This window comes from Pseudomonas viciae, from assembly GCF_004786035.1.
Lineage (GTDB): Bacteria > Pseudomonadota > Gammaproteobacteria > Pseudomonadales > Pseudomonadaceae > Aquipseudomonas > Aquipseudomonas viciae.
Map to the genome: position 1 here is coordinate 3,353,390 of NZ_CP035088.1, position 19,975 is coordinate 3,373,364.

Annotated in this window: 18 protein-coding genes; 6 read left to right on the top strand and 12 right to left on the bottom strand. The window is 61.1% G+C overall.

The annotated features are described in order from the left end of the window. Positions 1-19 precede the first annotated feature (19 nt). The 4 genes from EPZ47_RS15045 (at position 20) to EPZ47_RS15060 (ending at position 5,284) form a co-directional block, all read left to right on the top strand. A complete protein-coding gene (locus EPZ47_RS15045; protein ID WP_135845512.1) occupies positions 20-850 on the top strand; it encodes a phosphodiesterase in 831 nt (276 codons plus the stop codon). A 178-nt stretch (positions 851-1,028) separates the two neighbouring features. Then, positions 1,029-2,348, top strand: coding sequence for an OprD family porin (locus tag EPZ47_RS15050; protein WP_135845513.1), 1,320 nt, complete (start codon positions 1,029-1,031; stop codon positions 2,346-2,348). Positions 2,349-2,557: 209 nt separating this feature from the next. Further along, positions 2,558-3,031, top strand: coding sequence for a (2Fe-2S)-binding protein (locus tag EPZ47_RS15055; RefSeq protein WP_135845514.1), 474 nt, complete (start codon positions 2,558-2,560; stop codon positions 3,029-3,031). A gap of 12 nt (positions 3,032-3,043) precedes the next feature. Next, complete coding sequence (locus EPZ47_RS15060; protein ID WP_135845515.1) at positions 3,044-5,284, top strand: xanthine dehydrogenase family protein molybdopterin-binding subunit; 2,241 nt, start codon at positions 3,044-3,046, stop codon at positions 5,282-5,284. A gap of 49 nt (positions 5,285-5,333) precedes the next feature. Here the strand turns inward: EPZ47_RS15060 and EPZ47_RS15065 are convergent, their stop codons facing one another. The 5 genes from EPZ47_RS15065 to EPZ47_RS15085 all read right to left on the bottom strand — a co-directional run bounded on the left by EPZ47_RS15065 (position 5,334) and on the right by EPZ47_RS15085 (position 11,102). Then, positions 5,334-6,242 carry an AraC family transcriptional regulator gene (locus EPZ47_RS15065; protein WP_135845516.1) on the bottom strand — a complete coding sequence of 303 codons (909 nt, stop codon included), beginning with the start codon at positions 6,240-6,242 and terminating at the stop codon, positions 5,334-5,336. A gap of 229 nt (positions 6,243-6,471) precedes the next feature. Further along, on the bottom strand, positions 6,472-7,218 hold the full coding sequence (locus tag EPZ47_RS15070; protein ID WP_135845517.1) for a YkgJ family cysteine cluster protein: 747 nt from the start codon (positions 7,216-7,218) through the stop codon (positions 6,472-6,474). Between the two features lie 466 nt (positions 7,219-7,684). Continuing rightward, complete coding sequence (locus EPZ47_RS15075) at positions 7,685-8,191, bottom strand: cytochrome P460 family protein (protein WP_135845518.1); 507 nt, start codon at positions 8,189-8,191, stop codon at positions 7,685-7,687. A 20-nt stretch (positions 8,192-8,211) separates the two neighbouring features. After that, entirely contained in the window at positions 8,212-9,288 is a 1,077-nt protein-coding gene (locus EPZ47_RS15080; RefSeq protein WP_135845519.1) for an alpha/beta fold hydrolase, read from the bottom strand. A gap of 302 nt (positions 9,289-9,590) precedes the next feature. Next, on the bottom strand, positions 9,591-11,102 hold the full coding sequence (locus EPZ47_RS15085; RefSeq protein WP_135845520.1) for a methyl-accepting chemotaxis protein: 1,512 nt from the start codon (positions 11,100-11,102) through the stop codon (positions 9,591-9,593). 185 nt (positions 11,103-11,287) lie between these two features. Here EPZ47_RS15085 and EPZ47_RS15090 point away from each other — a divergent pair, with 185 nt between their 5' ends. After that, complete coding sequence (locus EPZ47_RS15090) at positions 11,288-12,436, top strand: MalY/PatB family protein (protein ID WP_135845521.1); 1,149 nt, start codon at positions 11,288-11,290, stop codon at positions 12,434-12,436. Between the two features lie 43 nt (positions 12,437-12,479). On the opposite strand, the gene EPZ47_RS15095 is transcribed toward EPZ47_RS15090, so the two are convergent. The 4 genes from EPZ47_RS15095 to EPZ47_RS15110 are packed head-to-tail and all read right to left on the bottom strand — an operon-like array spanning position 12,480 to position 14,403. Continuing rightward, positions 12,480-12,884, bottom strand: a complete 405-nt coding sequence (locus tag EPZ47_RS15095; protein ID WP_135845522.1) for a VOC family protein — start codon at positions 12,882-12,884, stop codon at positions 12,480-12,482. A gap of 33 nt (positions 12,885-12,917) precedes the next feature. Next, positions 12,918-13,367 (bottom strand): DUF421 domain-containing protein, encoded by a 450-nt coding sequence (locus EPZ47_RS15100; protein WP_135845523.1) that lies wholly within the window; start codon positions 13,365-13,367, stop codon positions 12,918-12,920. A 7-nt stretch (positions 13,368-13,374) separates the two neighbouring features. Next, on the bottom strand, positions 13,375-13,893 hold the full coding sequence (locus tag EPZ47_RS15105; protein ID WP_135845524.1) for a hypothetical protein: 519 nt from the start codon (positions 13,891-13,893) through the stop codon (positions 13,375-13,377). Positions 13,894-13,902: 9 nt separating this feature from the next. Next, positions 13,903-14,403 (bottom strand): CinA family protein, encoded by a 501-nt coding sequence (locus EPZ47_RS15110; protein ID WP_135845525.1) that lies wholly within the window; start codon positions 14,401-14,403, stop codon positions 13,903-13,905. Between the two features lie 167 nt (positions 14,404-14,570). On the opposite strand from EPZ47_RS15110, the gene EPZ47_RS15115 reads away from it, so the two are divergent. After that, positions 14,571-15,182: a Yip1 family protein gene (locus EPZ47_RS15115; RefSeq protein ID WP_135845526.1), complete on the top strand. Its 612-nt coding sequence runs from the start codon at positions 14,571-14,573 to the stop codon at positions 15,180-15,182. A gap of 37 nt (positions 15,183-15,219) precedes the next feature. On the opposite strand, the gene ligD is transcribed toward EPZ47_RS15115, so the two are convergent. Genes ligD through EPZ47_RS15130 form a run of 3 tightly spaced genes read right to left on the bottom strand, consistent with a single transcriptional unit; the run spans position 15,220 to position 19,968 of the window. Then, the gene (gene ligD / locus EPZ47_RS15120; protein ID WP_135845527.1) at positions 15,220-17,835 is read right to left on the bottom strand and encodes a DNA ligase D; all 2,616 of its coding nucleotides are present in this window, start codon (positions 17,833-17,835) and stop codon (positions 15,220-15,222) included. Further along, the gene (locus tag EPZ47_RS15125) at positions 17,832-18,995 is read right to left on the bottom strand and encodes a carboxylate-amine ligase (RefSeq protein WP_135845528.1); all 1,164 of its coding nucleotides are present in this window, start codon (positions 18,993-18,995) and stop codon (positions 17,832-17,834) included. Before EPZ47_RS15125 ends, ligD begins: the two co-directional genes overlap by 4 nt. Further along, positions 18,967-19,968, bottom strand: coding sequence for a methyltransferase (locus EPZ47_RS15130; protein ID WP_135845529.1), 1,002 nt, complete (start codon positions 19,966-19,968; stop codon positions 18,967-18,969). The genes EPZ47_RS15125 and EPZ47_RS15130 overlap by 29 nt, the downstream gene beginning before the upstream one ends. Between the last annotated feature and the right edge of the window lie 7 nt (positions 19,969-19,975).

Sequence of the window (19,975 nt, forward strand, 5' to 3'; positions counted from 1 at the left end):
GTGTTTTCAGAGGTTTATTTTGAATCGTCCGTTTCTCATTGCGCAGATCAGTGACCTGCATCTTAAAGCCGGGGAAAAACTGACCTATGGCGTCGTTGATACCCTCGCCGCGCTGCGTCGTGCCATCGATCATTTGAATACCCAGGTGCCGCGTCCCGACATCGTGGTGATCAGTGGCGACCTGGTGGACTTTGGGCGCCCTGATGAATACGCCGTGCTGCATCCGGAACTGGCGCGCCTGCACATGCCTTGCTACCTGGTGCCAGGCAACCACGATAACCGCGAGCATTTGCAAGCCGCCTTTGCCGATCACGGCTACCTGCCGAGGTTGGCCGGTGCCCCTCTGGACTGGGTGGTGGAAGAGCATCCGCTGCGCCTGATCGGCCTGGACAGCACGATTCCCGGTGGCCATGGCGGCCAGTTGCTGGACAGCCAACTGTGCTGGCTCGATGAGCAGTTGGCCTGTCGGCCCGAGGCGCCGACGCTATTGATTTTGCATCATCCGCCGTTTGTCAGCGGCATTGGCCATATGGACCGCGAACCGTTCATCAATGCATCGGCCCTGGAGCAGGTCATCGCCCGCCATCCGCAGGTGGAGCGCTTGCTGTGCGGGCATTTGCATCGGCCAATGCAGCGGCGCTTCGGCGGTAGCCTGAGCTGCGTGTGCCCCGGTACCTCGCATCAGATCGTCCTGGATCTACAACCAGCCGCTCCCGCGCATTTCAATCTGGAACCACCGGGATACCTGCTGCATCACTGGCATGAGCAGGCCTTGGTGACCCATAGCGGCGTGTTTGGCGAGTATCCCGGACCGTATCCGTTTTATGACGCTCATGGATTGATCGACTGATAACCCAGGGACTTTCACTGATGACTTACTTTGGAGATTTAATCCCTACCCCACTCTATTCATTGAAGATTTTCTAACGAGTTATTGAACGCATCGGCCAATCCTGTGATCGGCCGAGGGCTTCCTGCTGCCTTTTCACTTTGCTCGGAACAGAGGTTCCGCGCTGGAGTTCGTCCCGATGAAAACTATCTTTCAAGTGCTGAGTTTATTGACCGGCGGCGTGAGCATTGTCATGAGTCCGTTGGCCTCTGCTGATTTTATCAACGACAGCAAAGCCAACTTGAACTTGCGCAATTTCTACTTCAACAACGATAACCGTGACGGAGCCGCCGCGCCTTCGAAAACCGAAGAATGGGGCCAGGCCTTCATGCTCAATTATCAATCCGGTTTTACCGACGGCACCGTCGGGTTCGGCCTGGACGCTATGGGCCTGCTGGGTTTGAAGCTCGACAGCGGCGCAGGCCGACATGTGGGCGGCTCGATGTTTCCCAACGACGGTGACAAGGCCGCCGATCAATGGGCGCGTCTGGGTGCAACAGCAAAGATGCGCGTCTCCAAGACCGAACTGCGCTACGGCACCTTGCAACCCAAATTGCCGATCCTGGTTTCCAACGATGGCCGCCTGCTGCCGCAAACCTTCGAGGGTGGCCAAGTCACCAGCAATGAAATCGACAACCTGACCTTCACCGCTGGCCAACTGGAACACGCCACCGGCCGTGCTTCCAGCGACAGCGCCGGCCTGGCCGTGGCAGGCGGCAGCCAGGAAAGCAACAAATTCACCTTCGCCGGTGGCGATTACAAACTGACCAAGGATCTGACCGCCCAGTATTACTACGCCAATCTTGAAGATTATTATCAGCAGCACTTCGCCGGTTTGCTGCACGTCTTGCCACTGGGTGAATACGGTTCGTTGAAAACCGACTTGCGCTATTTCAAGACCACCTCCGATGGCAAGAACAGCAGCGCGGCCGGTCGCGCCAGTGGTTACAAACTCGGCGGCTACACCAAGGACGGCAGTGGTGAGATCGACAACGATACCTGGAGCGCGGCGTTCATTTATTCGCTGGGCGGCCACGCCATTACCGCCGGTTATCAAAGCGTTTCCGAAGACAGCAACTTTACGCAACTCAACCAGGGCGGCCTGGTGGGTAAAGGCGAAGGCGGCGCCAGTCTGTATCTCTACACCGACCGCACCATCCAGACATTCATCCAGGCCGGCGAGCGCACGGCATTCGCGCAATACGCCTATGACTTCGCAGCGCTCGGTGTTCCAGGCTTGAAGGCATCGGTGATGTACCTCAAGGGCGACAATATCCAGACCACCAGCGGCCGGGACGCCAGTGAATGGGAGCGTGATATCTCCCTGGACTATGTAATCCAGAGCGGCGCGTTGAAGAACGTCGGTTTCGGCTGGCGCAACGGCATGTCCCGCAGCGATATCGCTCGCGACCAGGACCAGAATCGCCTGATCGTGAGCTATAGCATTCCGTTGATGTAAGCGGTCAGTGTTTTCAGGGCCAGGGAGTCGAACCCACATGCGACGCTCTCCTGGCTCTTTGTTATCCGGGACCTCGCCTGTCCTGCGGCAACACTCAGCGCATATCCGATTCGCAAGATTAGGCAATCATCCGCCCGGATCGTGCAATCGCTCCCAAACATAGCTTTCTATAGTTAACCAGAGCCAAACCATCCGGAGCTGGTACCCCTATGAGCGTCCTCAACATCAACGGCCGTGAGTACACGGTTGACGTAGACCCAAGCACCCCGATTCTTTGGACCTTGCGCGACGCGCTGGGCATGACCGGCACCAAGTTCGGCTGCGGCGCGGCGTTGTGCGGTGCCTGTACCGTTCACCTGGATGGCCAGGCCATTCGTTCCTGCGTGACGCCCATCGCCGCAGCAGCAGGCAAGAAGATCACCACCATCGAGGCGGCCACCAATGGCAGCGACCCGGTCGGCACTGCCGTGCACGAGGCCTGGGTCAAACACGACGTGGCGCAGTGCGGTTACTGCCAAAGCGGCCAGATCATGAGCGCGACGGCGTTCCTCAAGGCCCAACCCAAGGGCAAGCAACCCACGGCCGCCGAAATCGATTCGGCCATGGCTGGCAACATCTGCCGCTGTGGCACCTACGCCCGTATCCGCACCGCCGTGGCTGACGCCGCCAAAGTCCTTGCCTGATCGGAGCCCACCATGTTGAACGAATTTTTCCCCAACGAGCTGCCTCGCGCCCTGCAACACAGCCTGGAGACCGATCAGGCCGATGGCCCCGCCACCCTTCCCCGTCGCAGCTTCCTCAAGATTGTCGGCATTGGCGGTCTGGCCCTCGGCGCTTTTCCTCACCTGGCCCTGGCCCAGGAGGCCAACGGCGCAGCCCCAACGCCGCTGAAACCGACTCAACAGCCCTCCGCATTCGTACAGATCGCCCCTGACGGCGTGGTGACGGTCACCATCAACCGCCTGGAGTTCGGCCAGGGCGTGCAGACTGCCCTGCCGATGATCCTCGCCGAAGAGCTCGATGCCGACTGGAGCCTGGTGCGCAGTCGCAACGGCAACAGCGACGCCGCCTACCTGGATCCGAATCTAGGCATTCACCTCACCGGCGGTTCCAGTTCGATCAAGAACAGCTATACCCAATACCGCGAACTGGGCGCCCGCGCTCGCGCCATGCTGCTGGCAGCGGCAGCCGCGCGATGGAACGTGGACCTGGCCAGCCTGAGCACCCAAACCGGCATGGTGTTGGGTCCGGGGGGCCGTAAAGCCAGCTACGGCGAACTGGCCGAAGCCGCGATGGCAATGCCGGTGCCGGAAAAGGTCACGCTCAAGGATCCCAAGGACTTCCGCATCATCGGTCAGGCCACTACGCGCATCGATGCCAAAGCCAAGAGCAGCGGCCAGCAGGATTTCGGCATCGATATGCATCTGCCGGGGCAACTCACCGCGGTGGTCGCACGTCCGCCAGTGTTCGGCGCCAGGATTGCCTCTTTGGATGACAGCGCGGCACGGGCAACCAAAGGGGTAAAAGCGGTGTTTCGGGTGCCGCTGGACCGCGGCGCCGAAGGCGTTGCGGTGGTGGCGGACGGTTATTGGCAAGCGAAGCTGGCGCGCGATGCGCTGAAGCTGGAATGGGACCTGGCCAACGTCGAGAAAGTGGACAGTGAAAAACAACTGATCCAATACCGGGAGCTGGCCACTCAACCCGGGCCACGACAGTTCGACGCTGACATGACACCGCTTGCCAGCGCACCGCATCAGTTGCAGGCCGAGTTTGTGTTCCCTTACCTCGCCCACGCGCCCATGGAGCCATTGAACTGCACCGTGCAACTTGCCCAGGGGAGCGCCCAGTTGTGGGTCGGCACGCAGTTTCCCGGCGGTGATGGCGCGGCGGCTGCACGGGTCCTGAATCTGCAACCCGAGCAAGTCCAGGTCAATGTGCAGACGGCGGGCGGAGGTTTCGGCCGGCGTGGCGTGCCCACCAACGATTTCGTCGTGCTGGCTTGCGAAGTGGCCAAGGCCGCGCGCGCCGCTGGGCTTGATGCGCCTATCCGCACACTCTGGAGCCGTGAGGACGATATCAAGGGCGGCTACTATCGCCCCATGCACCTGCACCGCGCGCACATCGGTTTTGACGACAGCGGCAAGGTGCTGGCCTGGGACCATGTCCTGGTCGGGCAGTCCATCGTCAGTGGCACCCCGTTCGAAGGGATGGTGAAGAACGGCATCGATGCAACCGCAACAGAGGGAATGCGTAATCCTTATCCGCTGCCGATGCGCCTGACAGTCCATCACCCCAAACTCAACGTCCCCGTATTGTGGTGGCGCAGCGTAGGTTCCACCCATACGGCCTTTGTGATGGAAACGCTGATCGACGAAATCGCCCGCGCCACCAAGCAGGATCCAGTGGCTTACCGGATGAAGCTGTTTGGCGACCAGAACCCGCGCCATCGCGCTGCGCTGCAATTGGCGGTGGACAAGAGCGAGTACGGTAAACGTCAGCTAGCGGCCGGCCGCGCCTGGGGCGTGGCGGTCCACGAGTCGTTCAGTTCGGTGGTGGCTTACGTCGTCGAAGCCTCGGTCCAGGGCGGGCGTCCGGTGCTGCACAACGTGACTGCCGGCGTGCACTGCAATCTGGTCGTCAACCCACGCAGCATCGAGGCCCAGGTACAAGGCGCGGCACTGATGGGCTTGTCGATGTGCCTGCCCGGTGGTGCCGTCACTTTGAAAGACGGCGTTGTGCAGCAGAGCAATTTCGCTGACTTCAGCGTGCCGCGCATCACCGACATGCCGGAGTTTGCCGTTCACATCGTGCCCAGCGCCGAACCGCCCACGGGGATGGGTGAGCCCGGCCTGCCGGCGCTGGCCCCGGCTTTTGCCAATGCGGTGGCGAGCCTGACGGGTAAGCCGCTGCGTGAGTTGCCGTTCAAGTTGGCGTGACAGAAACGTGAGGCTGTCTGGTAGTTGCGCTGCCAGACGTGCCTCCCTGTTACAAGCGAATCCGCTTGATATCCCGCTGCGGTGGCTCTCCAAACAGGCGGCTGTACTCGCGGCTGAACTGCGAAGCACTTTCATAGCCAACCTGCCCGCCTGCACTGCTTGCGTCGACATTCTGGGTCAGCATCAAATGCCGAGCGGCTTGTAGCCTCAGCTGTTTCTGGTATTGCAGCGGACTCATTCCGGTCACGGTGCGAAAGTGCTGGCGAAAGGTGGAAGGACTCATGTGCGCCTGAGCCGCCAGATCATCCATGCGCAGCGCCTGGCGAAAATTGAGTTTCAACCAGGCGACGGTCTTGGCGATGTGTTGGCTGGGTGAGCCTGCGGCGATGACATGCAGCAACTGCGGCGCATGGGCACCGCTTAACAGACGAGCGATGATCTCTTCCTTGATCAACGGAGCCACAGTCTCAAGCAGTGGCGGCTCCTTCAGCAGGTCGACCAGACGCTTCAGGGCATCCAGTACACCGGCATCCAAAGCCTGCACGGTAATGGGTTTGAACGCATCGTCTCTCATGCGTTGCGACAGTTGCATGCGCTCGGCCACTTGCATCACCGTGCTGCTGTCGAATCTCAGCATCATGCCCAGGAAAGGTTTGGCGGCGCTGGCCTGGCAAATATGTGAAATGACAGGCAGATCTACACTGGTCACCATGGACTGACCGGGTGAATAGGTCAGGATCTCCTCCCCGACCATGGCTTGCTTACGGCCTTGCAAAGTGACGCCGATACCCAGGCCGTAGATGCAGTGCATGGGTGCGGTCACCGCTTTGCGCCGATGCAGGCTCAGGCCGGGTATGGCGGTGATCTGGTCGCCCTCGCTGGGCAGCAATTGACTGACCGAATCGGCCAGGCGCTCTATGTCGCTGACGGTGTGGGCGCTTGTAAAAACGGTTGGCACATTCGACTCCTGGAAACATCAGGCCTGAACGGCTCACAGCGAACAAGGTTCGCCCTGACCGCAAGGCCTCCCATGGCGGAGTATGCTGGGCCGGGGGTTCGGCTCGCTTGCCTGATTGGCGCAATTTCTTGCACGATTCAACGAGCCATCACGGGCAGCAGCCCCTGACACCCAGATATAACAAGATGTTTCAGAAAATCAGGATGCCCAAAGCGATGACGGCTGGAATCTAAAGTCTATGGAAGATGTAGCGGGTGGACGGTTGATCGTCCAACGCTACCCCTGCTTGACCCAGTTGCCGGCGCAAAGCTGGGGTGTCGGCCCGGACTTTCCAATCCGCACGGGCCGGCGCAACTGACCCGCCATCGTAGCGACTGATCGCCTCGGACAGCTGCGTTCGATCCGGCAGGTATACCGCCAGCGCGTCGTTCTTCCACGCCGCGACATTCATTCCCAGGGCTTCACACACCTGGATTTTCGCCTGGGCGTCATCCCTGTCGGCCTGGCGTGAGCGTTCGATTTGATCGGCCAGGACCGGATCGACGACCCGATCCGTGAAGAGAACCTCGCCTGCCTCCCAGACTTCGGGAGGACAAATTTTTTCGGCCGGGCGCAGGGCAATGAACGGATTGATTTCCATCGGGTAAATTCGACAGACCAGCGGCCGCTCTTCATAGATGCCGCAACGGCCGTCGTCGGCCAGGTTCTGACATTGCGCCAGGGCATTGCCGGCCAAGACCGCAACGACCCGAATCTGCGCATCGCCACTGGTCACCTTCACGGCCCGCTGGGCGCTGTGGGTGAATTGCCCAGGCGCAGAAGCCCAGGTCGTTTCATCGAACGCCTCCAGTATGACCGCCACTTCATGCCCCCGTTGGAGCCACTGCCGTGCCTCGTTCAGCGTCAGTGGAATCAGGCGGCCCTTGCAGCAAATCCCGCAACCGTTGCAGGCAAATCGGATAGCGTTGTTTTCCATACCAAGCTCTCACACACATGTTTTCAACCGACCACCGATGTGCCCTCAAGCGAACACATCAGTGGCAGAGCCCCGGGGGCGCGAAAGTATGTGGAGCGAGGAACGGATCCGTTTGCCGGATTCGCCGGCATGCTTGCCCGATTCAAGGTGAATTCAGCGAGCCGGTCTGTAGGATCGAGAGCCCCGGGGAAACGCGGAGTAAGGCACATCCCAGGCCAGTGTTGTCGTGGCGAGGGAGCTTGCTCCCGTTGGGCTGCGCAGCAGCCCCATTTTGTGAGCGCCTCGCACTCGAGCGGGAGCAAGCACCCTCGCCACGGTATTCACCCCTTTAAGTGAACAACGCGCTTACCGGCCCACTGTCACTTCAGCACAGCAGCGATTTCAATCAGCCGGGCAAGCGGCTCCGGATTGGAAACCATTCAGTACGGCAATGACTTTTTCACTGGCAACTCCTTGAGCGACAGGGCTATTGGGCGAATCGGGTGAAGACGAAGTCGTGGTTTTGCACGCGCGCCTGATGACAGGCGAAGCACGTCTGGTGCTGTGCCTCATCGGCGGGTTTGCCGTTGATGAAGCGACCAAAGCCCCAGCCGCCGGTGGCGGCATATTTGCGCGAGTCCTTGACCATGACTTGCACGGTGGTCGCCGCGCCGGGAATCGAAGCCGGCTCGAACTCCGGGGACTGGCTGTGCTTCCAGGCCAGCTTGACCAGCACCGTGCCGTCCGGGAATGGCAGTGTTGAATCCTGATAAGCCTTGATCGCCAGGTCATTGCCCAGCACCGCTCTCAGCTCGTTCAGGGGTTCCGCCTCCTGGGCCGGGGCTATCAGCGCCCATTGGCGATACCCATCGGGAAGCTTTACGCCGTAGATCGGTGACGCCTCGCCGCTGCCGGCATCGCCCAAGGCGATGCCGGTCGCGGTCAGTGCAGCCACCGCAATGACAGCGGACATCGCCAGTTGCTTGAGTTTCATCGTTGCTCTCCCGGTGGGCGTCATTGGAGGTGATCGGCGTCGATCACAGCCTGGGCGAACGCTTGCGGGGCCTCTTGCGGCAGGTTGTGGCCGACACCGCCGTCGATCAGGCGATGCTCATATTTGCCGGTGAAACGCTTGGCATAGGCCTCGGCCGGTGGGTGCGGTGCGCCGTTGGCGTCACCCTCGAGGGTGATGGTCGGCACGCCGATGGAGGGAAAGGTCGCGAGTTTCTTCTCCAGCTTGTCGTATTTGGCCTCGCCCTTGACCAGGCCCAGGCGCCAGCGATAGTTGAAGATTGAGACGGCGACATGATCGGGATTCTGCAAAGCGGCGGCGCTGCGGTCATACGTCGCGTCGTCAAAGTTCCACTTCGGCGACGCCAGTTTCCAGATCAGCTTGGCGAAGTCGTGGGTGTTCTTCTCATAACCGAGGCGGCCACGCTCCGTCGCAAAGTAGAACTGATACCACCACTGCAACTCGGCGGCCGGCGGCAGCGGCGTCTTGCCGGCTTCCTGGCTGCCGATCAGGTAGCCACTGACCGCCACCAGGGCTTTCACCCGCTCCGGCCACAGAGCCGCGACGATGTCGGCGGTGCGGGCGCCCCAGTCGTAACCCCCGAGCACGGCCTGCTTGATCTTCAGCGCGTCCATGAAGTCGATCAGATCGCTTGCCAGCGCGGAAGGCTGGCCGTTGCGCAGGGTCTTGGCCGACAGGAAGCGCGTATCACCGTAACCCCGGGCAAAGGGAATCAACACCCGATAGCCCTTCTCGGCCAGTGCCGGGGCAACGTCGGCGTAGCTGTGAATGTCATAGGGCCAACCGTGCAGCAGGATGACCACCGGCCCATCGGCAGGACCGACCTCGGCATAAGCCACGTTCAGCAGGCCCGCCTTGACGTGCTTCAACGGGCCGAACGAGGTGTGACTGCCTGGCGTGATGGAGGCGATGGTGCTGGCAGGTACATCCGCGGCGCTCGCCTGTGATGAGGCAAAGCCCAAGGCGCCCAGTTGCATCATGGTGAACATCAGAATGGAGGGCGCGAGCAGACGACGTGGGCGCGGTGCGGATGCCGGGTTCAACAGAGTCTTGTCCATGGTGGATCTCCTTGCGAGCGGTGGGTGAGCCCGTGAGACTGCTTGTGCCGTCTCGATGGGTTCATTTGACGCTGGCGAGGTATCCCGGATGTGTCATCGGTGGCCTTAAAAGAAACAGTCCGTATCTGTACGAGACGTAGATACACGGAGATACATTTGGATGGCGTGGCAAGCCTGTGACATCAATGTTGCCGCACCTACCGCAATCGCGAGCAAGCCCGCTCCCACAGGATTGGTGGTGGTCCTAGGATTCGTGAACGCCGCAAACCCAATGTGGGAGCGAGCCTGCTCGCGATGCCGGTTCAGGCCACCCCACCCTTCCCATGAAACGCCTGCCCCAAGAGCGCCAGCCGTTGCGCCATCGGCGGCAGGCTTTGGCTGCTGCGGGTCAGGATGCCGATGTTGTCCGCGTTGCGCTCAGCCACAGCCTGGACGGTTTGCAACCGCTCATTGATGCCCAGCGATGCCTTGGACTGTTCCTGGGTGGTGCTGGCGATCAGGTCGTTGAAGTGGTTGATCACCGCGATGTCTTCCACCACGGCGTGCAGCAGTTGTGAGGCCAGTTGGCTGGCGGTTACGCAGCGCTCCACTCCGTCGCGACTGTCTTGCATGGCGACGGCGGCCTGGCGGCTGCCTTGTTGCAGCTTGGCGATGATGTGCTGGATTTGCGTGGTGGAAGCCGAGGTTTTTTGTGACAAGGTCCGGACTTCGTCGGCCACCACCGCGAAACCACGGCCCTGCTCACCGGCCCGGGCGGCCTCGATGGCGGCGTTGAGGGCCAGCAGGTTGGTTTGCTCGGCGATGCCGTTGATCACGTCCAGCACTTGGCCAATCTGTTGCGCCTGTTCGACCAGGACTTGTACGGTTTCGTTGGTCAGGTTGATGCGCCCGGCCAGTTCGACGATTTCTTCGCGGGTCTGGTCAACGGTGCTGCGCCCTCGGTTGACCTGCTCGTTGGCCTGTCCGGCGCGTTGCAGCGTCTGATCGACGTGGCCGGCGATGTTTTCCATGGCCTGGACCAGATGGCCGATCGCGCCGCTCATTTGCGCCACTTCGTCCAACTGGTGGCGGGCGCCGTTTTCCAGGGTCTGGCCCACCTGGGACAGATCCTGGCCGAGGTCCGAGAGGTTTCGGGTATCGCGCACCACGCCGTCCACCAGGTTGGTGACCTGTTGCAGAAAGTGGTCGAAACGCTCCCCCGAGGAGACTTTGCCCCCTTGGTTGCGCTGGGCACCGGCATCGCTGCTCAGCTTCGTGGCGGCGGCCAGTACTTTGTCGAGCACCTCCTGGTTGTCCGTGGCATCGGCCAGGCTCTGGTTCGCCAGGTAAATCAGGATCACACTTTCCACCACCACGTAGAACGCGTGAAGCAAGACCATGTTCCAGCCGCCGTGGGTACCCATGACGAACACCGGATAGCCCTGATGCTGAAGCCAGTGGAAACCCAGGTGGTGGACGGCGATGGTGGCGGCGGCCACGACAATCGGAAGCCAGTCCCGGTAGAACGTCAGCACCGCCAACAGCACGAAAATCCCGAAGTGGAACTCGATCACGCCGTGGGTCTGGTTGATGTGCAGCGCCGCCATGACCATCAGCGCCACGGCGATGACGCAGCGCATGACGCGGGTGCCGCCCAGGCCGCGATAAAGGACGGTGGTCAGCACGCAGGTCGTGCCTCCCACCAGCAACGCCTGGGTGAAGGTCGAATGCATGAACGCCAGGCACAGCGAATACAGCAGAGTAAGCCAAAGCAGCCCCAGCATGATGCGATCGGCTTTACGGTGGTGATCGTTAAAGCGCACGGGCGATGTCATGGATGGCTGTCCTTTTCGGATACTTGGGGGGTCCGTTACCAATGCCGGTTTCAGGCCTTATCGGCGTCTCGGAAGGGAACTGTAACTGATTATCATCAGTTAGTGGCACTACGCCACCAACCTTTTGTCAGCGACCTTTGCTTTATGATGTTGGCCATCTCAACTCCCGACCTGATGGAACCCCCATGACTTTCGATTTCGATACGGTGTTCGAGCGCCACGGTACCGGTAGCACCAAATGGAGCCGTTACCCGGCCGATGTGTTGCCGATGTGGGTGGCCGATATGGACTTCCCTGCCCCGTCTGTGATCATCGATGCGCTGCACAAGCGCCTCGAACATACGATGCTCGGCTACAGCGTTGCCCAGGACAACCTGCGGGCAGCTATCGTGGCGGACCTGTGGAACAAGTACGCGTGGCGCGTCGAGCCCCAGCAGATTGTGTTCCTGCCCGGCGTCGAACCGGGTTTCAACATGGCGCTGCACGCGCTCGTGGAGCCCCAGCAGAATGTCGTGGTGCAGGTGCCCAATTACCCGCCGCTGCGCAACGCCCCGGGTCACTGGGGCCTGAACAAGGTGGAACTGCCGTTCGACCCGGTAGATGGCGAGTTTCACACGCCGCTGGCCGCGTTGCGCGAGGCGTTGCAGGGTGGTGGCGCGCTATTGCTGAGCAATCCTCACAACCCGTTGGGCAAGGTGTTTGACCGGCAAGAACTCAAGGCCGTGGCAGACATTTGCCTGGAGCAGAATGCCTGGATCATCTCCGATGAAATCCATGCCGAGCTGTGTTTCGACGCCCGCGTGCACATCCCCACTGCGTCCCTCAGCGCGGAAATTGCCGAGCGCACCATCACCCTGATGTCCGCCAGCAAGGCCTACAACATCGCCGGGTTGAAAACCTCGTTTGCCATCATCCAGAACGCCAAGGTCCGCGAGCGGGTCAACAGCGCCCGGGCCGGCATGGTCGACAGCGTCAATGCCCTGGGCCTTGAAGCCACCCGCGCCGCCTACAGCGAAGCAGGTCCGTGGCTCGAACAACTCAAAGCGTACCTGCAAGCCAACCGTGATTACCTGGTTGAAGCAGTGAACACGCGTCTGCCGGGCGTGACCATGACGGTGCCCCAGGGCACTTACCTGGCCTGGCTGGATTGCTCGGCGTTGGGGTTGGACGACCCGCAGGGGTTCTTCCTGAAAGAAGCCAAGGTAGGCCTGAGCGCCGGGCTGGATTTTGGCGACGATGCCGGGCAGTTCGTGCGCCTGAACTTCGGTTGCCCGCGGGCGTTGCTGGAGGAAGGGATTGCGCGGATGGAGCGGAGTTTGAAGGCCAGGGGCTGATTGCCCTGACAAAGCAGATCCCCTCGCCACAATTGATCCGCGTTTACCCACGCATCTCTGGCGTATACACAAAGCACAACTTGTTCCCCTCCGGATCCCGGCAATACGCCCCGAAGTACCCTGGCGAGTAATGCGGCCTGGGGCCTGGGGCGCCTTCGTCAAAGCCGCCCAGGGCGATGGCCTGCTCCCAGGCAGCGCGCACGGTTTGCGGTGAGTCGGCGGCAAAGCTCACTTGCATGCCATTGCCCCAGGTGGCGGGCAAGCCATTGAATGGCAGTTGCACAAAGACCTGTGGCCAAGGCTTTCCTGGTTGATGCCAACCTTCCCCCGGCGGGCCCGAGTCGTTTTCGCTGGCCATGCGCACCAACCCCAGGCAACCGAGAACGGCATCATAAAAAGCGACCATTTTCGGCAAGTCACGCGCGCCGATCTGTATGTGGCTGAACATGTCCTTTTCCTTATATTCCGACGGTGCTAATGCTCAAGACTGCTCCTTGGCAATCACCGAAATTTTCCCGTTGCGCTCGATAATCGCAAACTTGATCTGCTCCAGGGTCTCGATACCCTGGCTCGAACGTGCGGCCTCCATGATGTCTTCTTCCACCAATCGGGCATGGCGCATGCGCCCCTGGAGTATGCGACCGTTCTCGACAATGATGGTCGGGCCGCCGTCGATCAGTTGCGAAACCCGTTTGGAACGCTGCTTGAGCAATGACAACCCGACGTCGATGGCAATCAGGGTGACGATCACCATCAGCGCGTTGGTTAACGAGAAATCATCCCCCAGCAGCGCCTGTTGGGTGGCCTCACCGATGATCATCAACAACACGAAGTCGAAGGTGGTGAGGTCCGCCAGGGAGCGACGCCCGGCGATCTTGAACAACACCATCAATGCTACATACATCGCGGCGGCCCGCAGCACGGAATCCATAGGTCACCTAAGGGAAAATGAACTGATCGAAACTGAGCGAGGCGCCACCGGGCATGGCGAGGCGGCCGTGATAGATCCCCAGCCCCTGACCGAGCAACGACAGGTACAGACTGGCCTGCCCTTGGGCATCGGCCTGGACCCAAAACCGCATGCCTTGGCCGGCACTCGCCGCACGCACCGGTTGGGGTTGCAGCGTCTGTACTTCAAAGCCTTGCAGCCACGCGCCGTCCAACGCCACTTCGAGCACGGCGTTGGGTTGACCCTTCATATGAACGATCATCGGATTGGTGGAGCCATTGCGATTAAACGTCTCGTATTCGACGCCGAGACTGCCATCGCGGCTCTGTAGATCGCGCGAGCTCAAGGGGCCGCGGGAGAACAAGCCAAGCAGGGTCAGGACCACCAGCAGCACCAGGATGTACCAGCCCACGCGCTCGAAACGCCAGACCTTGAGCTGGTAGTCCATGTCTTCACGCACCGGAAACACACGGCTGTGAAAGTCCTCTGGCTCAGTGGAATGGGGCATGGCGACTCCTTATCGGCGCTCTCCGGCCAAAGCCCGTTGGTGAAAATGCCGCAGTTGAAGAAGCGCGTGTTCAGCGGCCCACATTTGCACCTGGCCGCGGCTGCCGAAAAACCGTTCCTGGCGACTGAACAGTGCTCGCTGGCCGTTCACCTCGAACGCCCAGGCAAAACAGACGGTGCCGGCGGGAATGCCGTCCATGTCGTCCGGTCCGAGAATGCCGGTGGTCGCCACCGCCACGTTGGCATTAGCGTCATGCAGCGCGCCGAGGGCCATTTCCTTGGCGACTTCGCGGCTGGTGAGGTTGAAGGTCTCTATGGTGCGCGGGTTTACCCCCAGCAGCCGTTGTTTCGCCTCCGGGGAATACACCACGTAACCGCTTTCGATCAGCGATCCACTGCCCGGCACCTCGGCCAGTAACGTGACGATCTGGCCGGCGGTGCAGGATTCGGCCGTGGTCAGGCGCAGTTCATGTTCACGCAGGTACTCACAAATGGAGCGGGCAACGGTCATGGCAAGTCGTCCTTTCATGGTGCTGATGGGTTGACCCCCGCCGTAATGATTCATTCCCTTTATCGCGCCGCCGCCCGGATGCGGCAAATAAATGAAACCGCGACCCAATCCTGTACCTCAAATTCGTAGGAGCCTCATGCAGAGGCTGTCTTGATCAGGAGGTCGTCATGTCTGCGCCTTTCGTCAAACTGTTCACCCATCCCGAGTTCGCCTGGGCGGATATCCGCGAGCAAGAGCAGGCTCATCCGCGCCATTACCTGAGCCATTTGCTGTTGCTGGCCTTGATTCCCGCAGTGTGTCTGTTCATCGGTACCACCTGGACCGGCTGGAGCCTGGCCGAAAACGAAACGGTACGGCTCAGCAGCGCCAGCGCACTGCAATTATGCGTGCTGCTGTACCTGACCATCGTCGCCGGCGTGGCGCTCATGGGGTTGTTCATTCGCTGGATGTCCCGCACTTTCGACGCCCGGCCGACGGTCAACCAGTGCATCGGGTTCGCGGCGTATACCGCCACGCCGTACTTCCTCGCCGGGATTTTCGGGCTCTACCCCAACCGTTGGCTGACGGTGGCCGTGTTGGCGGTGGCCTCGGCCTACTCGACATTCTTGCTGTTTGTCGGGCTACCCAAGTTCATGAGTCTCAGGAAAGAACAGGGCCTGCTGTACTCGGCCAGCGTCTGGGGCGTCGGGTTGTTGGTGCTGGTGACGATCCTGGTGGAGATGATCCTGCTGTGGTTCAACGTGTTGCAGCCGGAATACCTGCGTTTTCCGGCAAGTTGAGCATCAACTTGTTCACAAGGTTCACGTGTCGCGGGGTCTACTTATCGGGCTTTTTCATGCCAATCCGCCGACGCATGTCGGCGGTGATGCTCTGGCGGGTTTTCTTGAGGCCGGCCCAGGGCTCGTGACCGACTTCCATCAGGCGCTCATGAACGTTGTGCACGTTCCACAGGTTCGCGCCCTTGAGCTCGGCAACTTCCTCGCGAAAGATCGGCACCGACACCGGCAGCCCTTCCCGGGTGCGCGCGGCATAGGCGCAAATGGTGGTAGCGCCCAAACCGTTGCGCAGGTAATCGATGAAAATCCGCCCTACCCGGTTTTTTGGCCCGGACACCGCCGAGAAACGGTCCGGCAACAGCTTGGCCATGTGGCTGACGATGGCATGGCTGAATCCCTTGACCTCATCCCAACCCAACTTTCGCGTCAACGGCACCACCACATGAATGCCCTTGCCGCCGCTGGTCTTGAGAAACGCCTTGAGTCCCAGCTCATCGAGCACCGACAAGGTCAGTTGCGTGGCCTCCACCATGCGTTTCCAGGGCAATGCCGGATCCGGGTCAAGGTCGAGGACAAAGCGGTCGGGCTTGTCCAGGTTCACCGTCGTGGCGTTCCAGGTGTGCAGCTCCACCGTGCTCATCTGCACCGCGCCGATCAGGGCCTCGGCGTTGTTGATGATCATCACCGGCTGCCCCGTCAGCGCCTTGTCCAGGCAGGTTATGCCGGGGATCGCCAGGTGTTCGGCGTTTTTTTGGAAGAACAGCTCACCGGCGATCCCATCGGGTGCGCGCACCAGCGCCACCGGGCGATCAGCCAATTCCGGCAGAATGAATTCGGCGACGCTGGCGTAATACTCGGCCAGTTGCAGCTTGGTGGTGCCACTGCTGACGTCGATGACTCGGTCCGGATGCGTGATACGCACCTTTGCGTCCATGGCCGGCGCCTGGGTGGCTTTCGCCTTGGATTTGGCCGGTTTTTTTTCAGCTTTGCCTGTCGCTGAGGATTTCTTCGTAGAAGCGGGCTTTTTCACGGGTTTGGCAAGCTCCTGAGTGATTGCCTCGGCCGGTTTGTCGTTGCGCAAACCATGGAACACGGCATGACGCACCGAGCCTTCCTTGGTCATTTCGGCAAACGCCACCTCGGCCAGCAGCGTCGGTTTCAGCCAATGCACGCCTTTGGCTTCGTAGCCGGTAGGCGGATTGACCACGGCGGCCTTCTTCGTTTCCAAGGGCAACAGCTGTTGGTGGATGCTTTTAAGGGTGGTTTCATTAAACCCGGTGCCGACCTTGCCGGCGTAGCGCAACTCACCGCTGTCAGCATCATGCAGCCCCAGCAGCAAGGCGCCGAAGGCGTTGCGGGCACCCTTGGGGTCGCTGAACCCAACCACCACGAACTCCTGGCGATTCTTGCATTTGAGCTTGATCCAATCATTGCTGCGCCGGGAAACATAGGCGCTGCCCAGCCGTTTGCCGATCAGCCCCTCCATCTGCATCTGGCAGGCGCTATTGAGCAACGCTTCAGGGGTTTCTTCGAAGGCATCGGAAAACCGCAGCAGTGGATCTTCGTTGCGTTCGAGCACCGCCGCCAGCGCGGCCCGTCGCGCCTCCACGGGCACTTTGCGCAGATCCATGCCGTTGAGATAAGGCAAGTCGAACAGGTAATAAGCGATCTTGGCGCTGCTGCCGACCTCGAAGGCGTTCTGCAAGGCCTGGAAGTCCGGCACACCCTGGTCGTTGGCCACCACCATTTCGCCGTCGAGCCAGGCCGACTCCAACCCCAAGCCGGCCAAAGCCTCGGCTTGCTTGGGCAGTTTGTGGGTCCAGTCATGGCCGTTGCGGGTGATCAGCCGTACATCGCCGTGTTCAATGCGCGCCATGACCCGGTAACCGTCAAACTTGATTTCGTAGAGCCATTCGCCGTCGGGCGCAGTCTCCACCAAGGTGGCCAGCTCAGGTTTGAGTGTTGCGGGGATCGGCCCGACCACGGCGCCGTTGAGGGTGGTTTTCGAGGCTTTTTTTGACGGTTTCGCCTTGGCGGCTTTTTCAGGTGCTTTTGCGGCTTTGGCTGCGGCGGTGCCCCGCCGCTTGGGCACCAGGGTGCGATCGCTGAGCACGCTGTCCGGCTCCGCTTGCACCACGTCATATTCGCATGCCGGGCGGGCCGCCTCGTCCTGATGCTTGATCAAGAACCACTGCTCCTGCTTGCCGGGCATGTGGGTGCGCACCAGATTCCACAGGCCGGCGAGCTTTTCGCCTTGCAGCTCGAACTTGAGCCGGCCTTTTTCATAAGCTTCGTGGGCATCGCCCTGGGGAATCCACACGCCTCGGTCCCAGACAATGACATCGCCGGCACCGTAATGCCCTTCGGGAATGCTGCCCTCAAACGTCGCGTAATCCAAGGGATGGTCTTCGACATGGACCGCCAGGCGCTTGACCTTAGGGTCCAGGGACGGCCCCTTGGGCACCGCCCAGCTCTTGAGCGCACCGTCCAGCTCCAGGCGGAAGTCGTAATGCAGCCGCGAGGCATCGTGCTTTTGAATGCAGAACTGCAAGGCATGGGCGGCTTTTGCTGATTTGCGCGAGCGTTTCGCCGCCGGCTCCGGGGTGGCGGCGAAATCGCGCATGCGGTTGTAGTCCTCAAGGGTCTTGCTGCTCATGGACCGCCTGCCACCTGCAGCAAGGCCGGATCGGCGGCAGGCATCCCGGCGGTTTCCGCCAACAATTGATCGACGACTCGGCTCAAGGCCTGTTCGGTGGTGTCACCCAGTAGCAGCCCCTGCTCATAGAGAACGATCTGCCGGTCGGCACTGATGCCTTCCTGGACGATGCGGCGTGCTTGTTTGAATACATCCTGGACGCCAAGCTCTGCGGCAGTGTCACCGAAGGTTTCCTCCGCCAGAGTGAGCCACTCGCCGATGAGCATGGGTTGTTCCTGCCCCTGGACAATGAATTCCGCCAGAATCCCATAGCGCTTGGCCCGCCAGCGGTTTTCCTTGAGGATCCACTGGGACATCAGGCTGTAATGGGCGCCGGGGCGCGGCTGGGCGATGGCATGGGCCACCATCAGGCGAAACAGCGAGACGATACACAGCACGTCTTCGACTCGAGGGCAGGCATCGCAAATTCGCAATTCCAGCGTCGGGTAACGCGACGAAGGTCGTATCACCCACCAGCAGTCGCTGGGTTGGCGAATGGAGCCGGTGCGCATGAGCATGTCGACATAACCGGCGAACGCCGACTCATCCTCGAAAAACTCCGGCACGCCCATGCGCGGCCATTCATCGCAGGCGACTTGCCGATAGCTGCTGAAACCACTGTAGGCGCCGTTCCAGAAGGGTGACGAAGCGCTCAGCGCGAGGAACATGGGCAGCCACGGCAACACCTCATTCATGACCCGCACGCGGTCCTGATTGGCGGGCACCTCGACGTGTACATGCAGGCCCGACAGCACGCTGCGCCGAGCCACCCGTTGATAATCGTCGAACAGTTGCTGGAAGTGCAATTCATCAGTGGGTTGCAGGACCTGGGTGGCCTTGGGGTGTGAGCCTGCGCTCAGCAGCCCCAGGCCATAGGGCGCCAACCGCTGGTTCAGGCCCCTACGCACCCCGGTCAAGTAGTCTGCGGCCTCGGCCAGGCTGCGAAAAATGGGCGAGGCCATCTCGACCTGGCACTGGAACATCTCATGGGCGAAATGCTTGCCCAACTGTTCCCGGCACGCCGCGACGGCGCCCTCGGGCGGCTCACCGGGCATGCAGCGGGTTTGCAGGTCGGTGATGAAATACTCCTCTTCAATGCCGAACTTCATGCGCCTGTTCATCGATAATCCCTCCGATACCCGCGCCGATGCGGGTTACAACCAACGCCACCACGGCGATCCTTTCCACGTCCTGATAACCCGGCGTGAGCAATTCCTCGCCAAACACATCCGGGTCCAATTCTCGATACGTCCAGCCAAAATCCGCCGAGTCGCGCCAGGGTCCCAGGGCCTCCAGAAACGGATCGCGACCATCGACCATTGCCACACCCGTGTAGAGCACCAGCGAGCCGCCCGGCGTGAGGCGAGGCAACGCCTGTTCGACGATGCGCAGTGACAGACCGGCACCCAGTACCCCGCCACCATGGCGATAGGCGCGCTCGGACGGATCAGCCATGTAGGGCGGATTGGCAACAATCAGGTCGAAGTTGCCCTCCACGTCCTCAAGGACGTCGCTGCGGGCGATCTCGACGTTGGCGACTTCGGCCAGCGCTGCGTTCACCGCACTCAGGCGCAGGGCCAATGGGTTGATGTCCAAGGCCAGCACTTGCGCCTCACGCCGGGCCCGGGCAATCACAATGGCGCCGACACCCGCGCCGCAACCGATGTCCACGGCGCGATGCACCGCAGTGAAATTCTGTTGTAGATGAGTATGGATCAGCTGGGCGAAGCGGTAGCTGTCAGGGCCGAAAAACACGGCATCGGCGGCCTGGGTGGGGAATTGCGAATGGGCGAACAGCAAGCCGTCCAGGCTCGACCAGCGCACCCGACTGCGCAATAGACCCTCGCGCTCCTCCAGCACTTGGGCTTCCTGCAATTGCCGCTGCTCATCGGCACTGATCAGCCCCGGGGCAAAGGGTCGCGACCAGCCAAACACATCCCGCAGGGTCTTGGAATGTTCGTTGCCGGGCCGCTGGTTGACCCGTTCGTGAGTCAGGGGCGTCGGGGTGATAAAACGATAGCCGTCGGCTTGCAGGCGACGGCCCAGTTGCAACAGCGCCAAGTCGGGTTCGGACAGGCGTTCTTCCTGATTCATGCAGGGC

Bases quoted from the DNA above. Each gene is read 5' to 3' on its own strand.
- EPZ47_RS15050 (WP_135845513.1), top strand. From the start codon at position 1,029: ATGAAAACTATCTTTCAAGTGCTGAGTTTATTGACCGGCGGCGTGAGC.
- EPZ47_RS15095 (WP_135845522.1), bottom strand. From the start codon at position 12,884: ATGTTCAGCCACATACAGATCGGCGCGCGTGACTTGCCGAAAATGGTC.
- EPZ47_RS15130 (WP_135845529.1), bottom strand. From the start codon at position 19,968: ATGAATCAGGAAGAACGCCTGTCCGAACCCGACTTGGCGCTGTTGCAA.
- EPZ47_RS15105 (WP_135845524.1), bottom strand. From the start codon at position 13,893: ATGCCCCATTCCACTGAGCCAGAGGACTTTCACAGCCGTGTGTTTCCG.
- EPZ47_RS15100 (WP_135845523.1), bottom strand. From the start codon at position 13,367: ATGGATTCCGTGCTGCGGGCCGCCGCGATGTATGTAGCATTGATGGTG.
- EPZ47_RS15125 (WP_135845528.1), bottom strand. From the start codon at position 18,995: ATGAACAGGCGCATGAAGTTCGGCATTGAAGAGGAGTATTTCATCACC.
- EPZ47_RS15080 (WP_135845519.1), bottom strand. From the start codon at position 9,288: ATGGACAAGACTCTGTTGAACCCGGCATCCGCACCGCGCCCACGTCGT.
- EPZ47_RS15055 (WP_135845514.1), top strand. From the start codon at position 2,558: ATGAGCGTCCTCAACATCAACGGCCGTGAGTACACGGTTGACGTAGAC.
- EPZ47_RS15060 (WP_135845515.1), top strand. From the start codon at position 3,044: ATGTTGAACGAATTTTTCCCCAACGAGCTGCCTCGCGCCCTGCAACAC.
- ligD (WP_135845527.1), bottom strand. From the start codon at position 17,835: ATGAGCAGCAAGACCCTTGAGGACTACAACCGCATGCGCGATTTCGCC.
- EPZ47_RS15075 (WP_135845518.1), bottom strand. From the start codon at position 8,191: ATGAAACTCAAGCAACTGGCGATGTCCGCTGTCATTGCGGTGGCTGCA.
- EPZ47_RS15090 (WP_135845521.1), top strand. From the start codon at position 11,288: ATGACTTTCGATTTCGATACGGTGTTCGAGCGCCACGGTACCGGTAGC.
- EPZ47_RS15115 (WP_135845526.1), top strand. From the start codon at position 14,571: ATGTCTGCGCCTTTCGTCAAACTGTTCACCCATCCCGAGTTCGCCTGG.
- EPZ47_RS15085 (WP_135845520.1), bottom strand. From the start codon at position 11,102: ATGACATCGCCCGTGCGCTTTAACGATCACCACCGTAAAGCCGATCGC.
- EPZ47_RS15110 (WP_135845525.1), bottom strand. From the start codon at position 14,403: ATGACCGTTGCCCGCTCCATTTGTGAGTACCTGCGTGAACATGAACTG.
- EPZ47_RS15070 (WP_135845517.1), bottom strand. From the start codon at position 7,218: ATGGAAAACAACGCTATCCGATTTGCCTGCAACGGTTGCGGGATTTGC.